Raw genomic sequence first — 6,384 nt, 5'->3', positions numbered from 1 at the left:
TCCCCCCCCCCCCCCCCAAAAAAACCCCCCCCCCCCCCCCCCCCCCCCCCCCCCCCCCCCCCCCCCCCCCCCCCCCCCCCCCCCCCCCCCCCGGTCAGCGGGGGGTCAGCCGCGGCTGATCTTGAAGTGGTCGATGCGCTCGCCCGACTCGGCCAGTGCGGTGACCTTCATCTGGGCATGCCGTCCGGGCTGCACCTTCACGGCCAGGAACGAGAAGCCGGTTTCGCCTCCGTAAGTGGGGCGATTTTCTCCCTGATGTCCGCGTGTGCGGTGCACCTTGAGTTGGGTTCCTGGTTCCTTTGGTTCCGTGGCTCAAATATTCACGATCCGTTCGCCCGAGTGCACCCCTGCAGGGTTCGGGTGTCCGCATAGTGGACGCGGCGTGTCATGGTGTGGGACGCGCAGTAAGGTGCGGACATGTCTCGCAGCATCAATCTCGCAGTGATCCCTGGTGACGGTATCGGCCAGGAGGTAGTGGCTCAGGGCCTCAAGGTCCTCAATGCTGTTCTCCCGCAGGATGTGAAGCTGGAGACCAAGGAGTTCGACTTCGGCGCCAAGCGCTACCAGGCGACCGGTGAGACCCTCACCGACGCGGATGCCCAGGCGCTCAAGCAGCACGACGCGATCCTGCTCGGCGCGATCGGTGACCCCTCGGTTCCGTCCGGCGTCCTGGAGCGCGGCTTCCTGCTGAAGCTCCGTTTCCTCTTCGACCACCATGTGAACCTGCGGCCGTCGAAGCTCCTCCCGGGTGTCGCGTCCCCGCTCAAGGGCCAGCCGGAGATCGATTTCGTCGTGGTCCGCGAGGGCACCGAGGGCCCGTACACCGGCAATGGCGGCTCGATCCGCACCGGCACCCCGCACGAGGTTGCCACCGAGGTCTCGGTCAACACCGCCTTCGGCGTCGAGCGTGTGGTCCGTGACGCCTTCGCCCGTGCCCAGGCCCGCCCGCGCAAGAAGCTGACGCTGGTCCACAAGAACAACGTGCTGACCTATGCCGGGCACCTGTGGACCAACATCTTCAACAAGGTCGCGGCCGAGTTCCCGGACGTCACCACCGACTACCTGCACGTGGACGCGGCGACGATCTTCCTCGTCACGCAGCCCGAGCGCTTCGACGTGATCGTCACCGACAACCTCTTCGGCGACATCATTACCGACCTAGCCGCGGCCGTCTCCGGCGGCATCGGCGTCGCGGCCTCGGGCAACATCAACCCGAGCGGCGAGTTCCCCTCGATGTTCGAGCCGGTCCACGGCTCAGCCCCGGACATCGCGGGCCAGGGCAAGGCCGACCCCACGGCCGCGATCCTCTCTGTCGCCCTTCTGCTGCGCCACCTCGGCTACGAGGCCGAGGCCGTGCGCATCGAGGACGCCGTCTCCGCCGACCTCGCGGAGCGCGACAGCGCGACGACTCGTACCACCGACCAGATCGGCGACGCGCTCGCGGTACGCGTAGCGAGCTGACCCGACGACTGCATTTCGAAGCCGCCGGGTCGCAACCGCACCCGGCGGCTTCTCCTATGTGGTCCCGGGTGCCACCATCGACCACTGGACCGCATTCACGTCATTTCGTGCACGGCCACCCGGGAGCGATAATCGAACGGGGCCGTGGCTCGCGGTGAAGCTCGGACGTCCTAGCACCTGTCTGACAGGAGCGGCGTGAGCGCGGTCCAACACACACAACCGGTGAAGGACACGCACACATGACGACGCCCACGATCGAGCTCAAGCCCTCCTCGAACCCGCTGTCCGACGCGGAGCGCGAGGCGATCCTGGTCAAGCCCGGATTCGGCCGCTACTTCACCGATCACATGGTGACGATCCGGTGGACCGAGGGCCGCGGCTGGCACGACGGCCAGCTCGTCCCCTACGGCCCGCTCGCCCTCGACCCCGCGACCACGGTCCTGCACTACGCGCAGGAGATCTTCGAGGGCCTCAAGGCCTACCGCCGGCCCGACGGCTCCGTCGCCACGTTCCGCCCCGAGGCGAACGCCAAGCGTTTCCAGGCATCGGCGCACCGGCTGGCCATGCCGGAACTGCCCGTCGAGACGTTCATCGAGGCGTGCGACGTGCTGGTCCAGCAGGACAAGGCATGGGTTCCGGCACACGGCGGCGAGGAGTCGCTCTACCTGCGCCCGTTCATGATCGCGACCGAGGTCGGCCTCGGTGTGAAGCCCGCCAACGAGTACCTTTTCGTCGTCATCGCCTCGCCTGCCGGCGCCTACTTCCCCGGTGGCGTCAAGCCGGTCTCCATCTGGCTCTCCGAGGACCGCGTCCGCGCCGTCCCCGGCGGCATGGGCGACGCCAAGACCGGCGGCAACTACGCGGCGTCCCTCCTCGCCCAGGCGGAGGCCGCGGAGAAGGGCTGCGACCAGGTCGCCTACCTCGACGCGGTCGAGCACAAGTGGGTCGAGGAACTCGGCGGCATGAACCTGTACTTCGTGTACGGGAACAAGATCATCACCCCGGCCCTGACCGGCTCCCTGCTCGCCGGCGTCACCCGTGACTCGCTGCTCAAGGTCGCCCGCGACCTCGGCTACGAGTCCGAGGAGGGCCGCGTCTCCATCGACCAGTGGCGGACCGACACCGCGAACGGCACCCTCACCGAGGTCTTCGCCTGCGGCACCGCAGCCGTCATCACCCCCGTCGGTACCGTCAAGTCCGCGGGCGGCGAGTGGACCCAGAGCGAGGGCGCGCCCGGCGAGGTCACGATGAAGCTGCGTGAGCGCCTGCTGGACATCCAGCGCGGCGTCGCCGAGGACACCCACGGCTGGATGCACCCGCTCGGCTGACGAGAGGCCCCAGGGCCTCCTGGTCCGCCCCTGTCGTATGCGCGAAGGCCGCGCCCGGTCTGCCGGGCGCGGCCTTCGTCGTGTTCCCGGACCGCCGACGTGGTTGGAGCGTTGCTCAAAAGTGACGAAGTCGAGCTTTTGGTTACCGCCGATCCACGGTTAGAGTGCTGCTCTAAACAGGAGGTGTGCGGGCGTGCGACTGACCCCGACGGAACGTGACCGGCTGCTGCTCTTCGGCGCCGCCGAACTGGCCCGGGCCCGCCGCGCCCGAGGGCTGAAGCTCAATGTCCCCGAGGCGACCGCTCTGATCGCGGACACGGTCTGCGAGGCCGCCCGCGACGGGCGCAGGCTCGCCGAGGCCATCGAGGCCGCACGGTCCGTGCTCGGTCCCGACGACGTCCTTCCGGGGGTCGCCGATGTGGTCGCCGAAGTCCATGTGGAGGCCGTCTTCGACGACGGTTCGCGGCTCGCCGTGGTCTCCAGGCCGCTGGGCGGCGGGCTCGGCGACGACGCTCCCGGGGCCGTCGTCCCGGGTCCCGCCACGCCCGAGCCGGAACCGGCGGCGCGCCTGGCGGTCCGCAACACCGCGACCGTGCCGGTCTCCGTGACGTCGCACTTCCACTTCTTCGAGGCCAACCCGCGGCTCGACTTCGACAGGGCGGCGGCGTACGGGATGCGGCTCTGCGTCCCCGCCGGGTCCTCCGTCCGCTTCGGGCCGGGGGAGTCGGTCGAGGTGGGGCTGGTGCCCATCGGCGGAGACCGGATCGCCATCGGGTTCGCCGGACTGGTCGACGGACCGCTCGACGCGCCCGGCGCACGCGAAGAGGCCCTGCGGCGCGCGGGGGCATGCGGATACCTGGGAGCGGAGCGATGAGTATCGATCGTCACGAGTACGCCTCCGTGCACGGCCCGCGCGCCGGGGACCGGGTCAGGCTCGGTGACTCCGGGCTGACCGTCCGCGTCGAGTCGGACGCACAGCAGTACGGCGAGGAGTTCCTCGCCGGATTCGGCAAGACCGCCCGCGACGGGCTGCATCTCAAGGCAGCCGCCGTCCGGGACACCTGCGATGTCGTCATCAGCAATGTGCTGGTCATCGACGCCGTGCAGGGCATCCGCAAGGTGTCGATCGGTATCCGCGAGGGCCGGATCTCGGCGATCGGGCGGGCCGGTAACCCGGACACCCTCGACGGCGTCGATGTCGTCGTCGGCACGGGGACGACGATCGTCTCCGGCGAGGGGATGATCGCGACGGCGGGCGCTGTCGACACCCATGTCCACCTGCTCTCGCCGCGGATCATGGAGGCATCGCTCGCCTCCGGTGTCACCACGATCATCGGCCAGGAGTTCGGCCCGGTCTGGGGCGTCGGCGTCAACTCGCCCTGGGCCCTGCGCCATGCCTTCAACGCGTTCGACGCCTGGCCGGTCAACATCGGCTTCCTGGGACGCGGTTCGTCCTCCCACGAGGCGCCGCTGGTCGAGGCGCTCGCGGAGGGCGGGGCCTGCGGCTTCAAGGTCCACGAGGACATGGGCGCCCACACCCGCGCCCTGGACACCGCACTGCGGGTCGCCGAGGAACACGACGTCCAGGTCGCCCTGCACAGCGACGGGCTGAACGAGTGCCTGTCGGTCGAGGACACCCTGCGTGTCCTCGAAGGCCGCACGATCCACGCCTTCCACATCGAGGGCTGCGGCGGCGGACACGTCCCCAACGTCCTCAAGATGGCGGGCGTCGAGAACGTCATCGGCTCGTCCACCAACCCGACGCTGCCCTTCGGCAGGGACGCCGTCGCCGAGCACTACGGGATGATCGTCTCCGTACACGACCTCAAGACGGACCTGCCGGGCGACGCCGCCATGGCCCGCGACCGCATCCGCGCCGGAACGATGGGCGCCGAGGACGTCCTGCACGACCTGGGTGCCATCGGCATCACGTCCTCCGACGCACAGGGCATGGGACGGGCCGGTGAGACGGTACGCCGCACCTTCGCGATGGCCGGGAAGATGAAGGCCGAGCTCGGCCCGATGGACGGCGACGGCCCCGCGGACGACAACGCCCGGGTGCTGCGCTACATCGCCAAGCTCACCATCAACCCCGCCATCGCCCACGGCCTCGCGCACGAGGTCGGCTCCATCGAGACCGGGAAGCTCGCCGACATCGTGCTGTGGCGGCCCGAGTTCTTCGGTGCGAAGCCGCAGCTCGTGCTGAAGTCCGGCTTCCCGGCGTACGGGGTCACGGGCGACCCGAACGCCGCCACCGACACCTGCGAACCCCTGGTCCTCGGACCGCAGTTCGGGGCGTACGGAGCCACTGCGGCCGATCTCTCCGTGGCCTTCGTCTCGCAGGCCGCGACCCAGCTCGGTGCTGACCTGATGCCCACGCGCCGGCGCCGTGTCGCAGTGCGCGGCACCCGCGGCATCGGCCCCGGCGACCTCGTCCACAACTCCCGTACCGGAGAAGTCGCGGTGGACGCCCACAGCGGTCTGGTCACCCTGGACGGCGACCCGCTGCGTTCCGAGCCCGCCGACTCCGTCTCCCTCAACCGCCTCTACTTCCTCTGACACCTTTCAAGGACGCTTCATGACCTTCCGCATGCCGCCCGAGTGGGCCCCGCACGAGCGCACCTGGATGGCCTGGCCGGGCCCCAACCCCACCTTCGACACCGATGCCGAACTGGACGAGGCCCGCAGTGCCTGGGCCACCGTCGCCCGCGCCGTCCGCCGCTTCGAACCCGTCACGATGGTCGTCGGCCCGGGCCAGGAGGACAGCGCCCGCGCACTTCTCGGTCCGGACATCGAGCTGGCCGTCCGCCCGCTCGACGACGCCTGGATGCGCGACATCGGCCCCACCTTCGTCAGTGACGGGCGTCAACTGGCCGCTGTCGACTGGACGTTCAACGGCTGGGGCGCCCAGGGATGGGCCCGCTGGGAGCACGACCAGCACATCGCCCGCTCCGTCGCCGAGCTCGCGGCCCTCCCCGTACACAGCTCCACGCTCGTCAACGAGGGCGGCGCCATCCATGTCGACGGCGAGGGCACCGTCCTGCTCACCGAGACCGTCCAGCTCGGCAAGGAACGCAACCCCGACTGGACCCGCGAGCAGGTCGAGACCGAGATCCACGCCAGGCTCGGCACCGAGAAGGCCATCTGGCTGCCTCGCGGACTGGCCGGTGACTACGGCACGTACGGCACCCTCGGTCATGTCGACATCGTCGCCGCCTTCGCCCGCCCCGGCACCGTCGTCGCCCATGTCCAGCCGGACCCGGCCCACCCCGACCACGAGATCACCCGTGAGACCGTCCGCATCCTGCGCGCCGCCACCGACGCCAGGGGCCGCTCCCTGAACGTGGTGGAGGTCCCCGCGCCCACCGTGCTGCAGGCCGGCGGGGAGTGGGTCGACTACTCCTACATCAACCATTACCTCTGCAACGACGGCGTGGTTCTCTGCGCCTTCGACGACCCGCGCGACAGGGAGGCGGCGGCGATCTTCGGTGAGCTGTTCCCCGACCGTATGGTGACACTCGTCGACGCCCGTACGATCTTTGCCGGCGGTGGAGGCATCCACTGCATCACGCAGCAGCAGCCGAAGGTCTGAACC

Annotated in this window: 5 protein-coding genes; all 5 read left to right on the top strand. The window is 69.9% G+C overall.

Features of this window, described 5'->3' with window-relative positions; all coding sequences use genetic code 11:
- The first annotated feature begins 417 nt into the window (after positions 1 to 417).
- Positions 418 to 1,461, top strand: coding sequence for a 3-isopropylmalate dehydrogenase (locus ACZ7IB_RS27315; RefSeq protein ID WP_470916461.1), 1,044 nt, complete (start codon positions 418 to 420; stop codon positions 1,459 to 1,461).
- Between the two features lie 239 nt (positions 1,462 to 1,700).
- Positions 1,701 to 2,789, top strand: a complete 1,089-nt coding sequence (locus tag ACZ7IB_RS27310) for a branched-chain amino acid aminotransferase (protein ID WP_470916460.1) — start codon at positions 1,701 to 1,703, stop codon at positions 2,787 to 2,789.
- A gap of 193 nt (positions 2,790 to 2,982) precedes the next feature.
- On the top strand, positions 2,983 to 3,663 hold the full coding sequence (ureA, locus tag ACZ7IB_RS27305; protein ID WP_470916459.1) for an urease subunit gamma: 681 nt from the start codon (positions 2,983 to 2,985) through the stop codon (positions 3,661 to 3,663).
- Positions 3,660 to 5,348: an urease subunit alpha gene (locus ACZ7IB_RS27300; RefSeq protein ID WP_470916458.1), complete on the top strand. Its 1,689-nt coding sequence runs from the start codon at positions 3,660 to 3,662 to the stop codon at positions 5,346 to 5,348. The genes ureA and ACZ7IB_RS27300 overlap by 4 nt, the downstream gene beginning before the upstream one ends.
- A 19-nt stretch (positions 5,349 to 5,367) precedes the next feature.
- Entirely contained in the window at positions 5,368 to 6,381 is a 1,014-nt protein-coding gene (locus ACZ7IB_RS27295; RefSeq protein WP_470916457.1) for an agmatine deiminase family protein, read from the top strand.
- Positions 6,382 to 6,384 lie beyond the last annotated feature (3 nt).

Source organism: Streptomyces sp. NPDC037301 (assembly GCF_055602785.1).
Note: the sequence above shows the minus strand (reverse complement) of the source record. Positions and strands in the feature narration are given on the sequence as shown.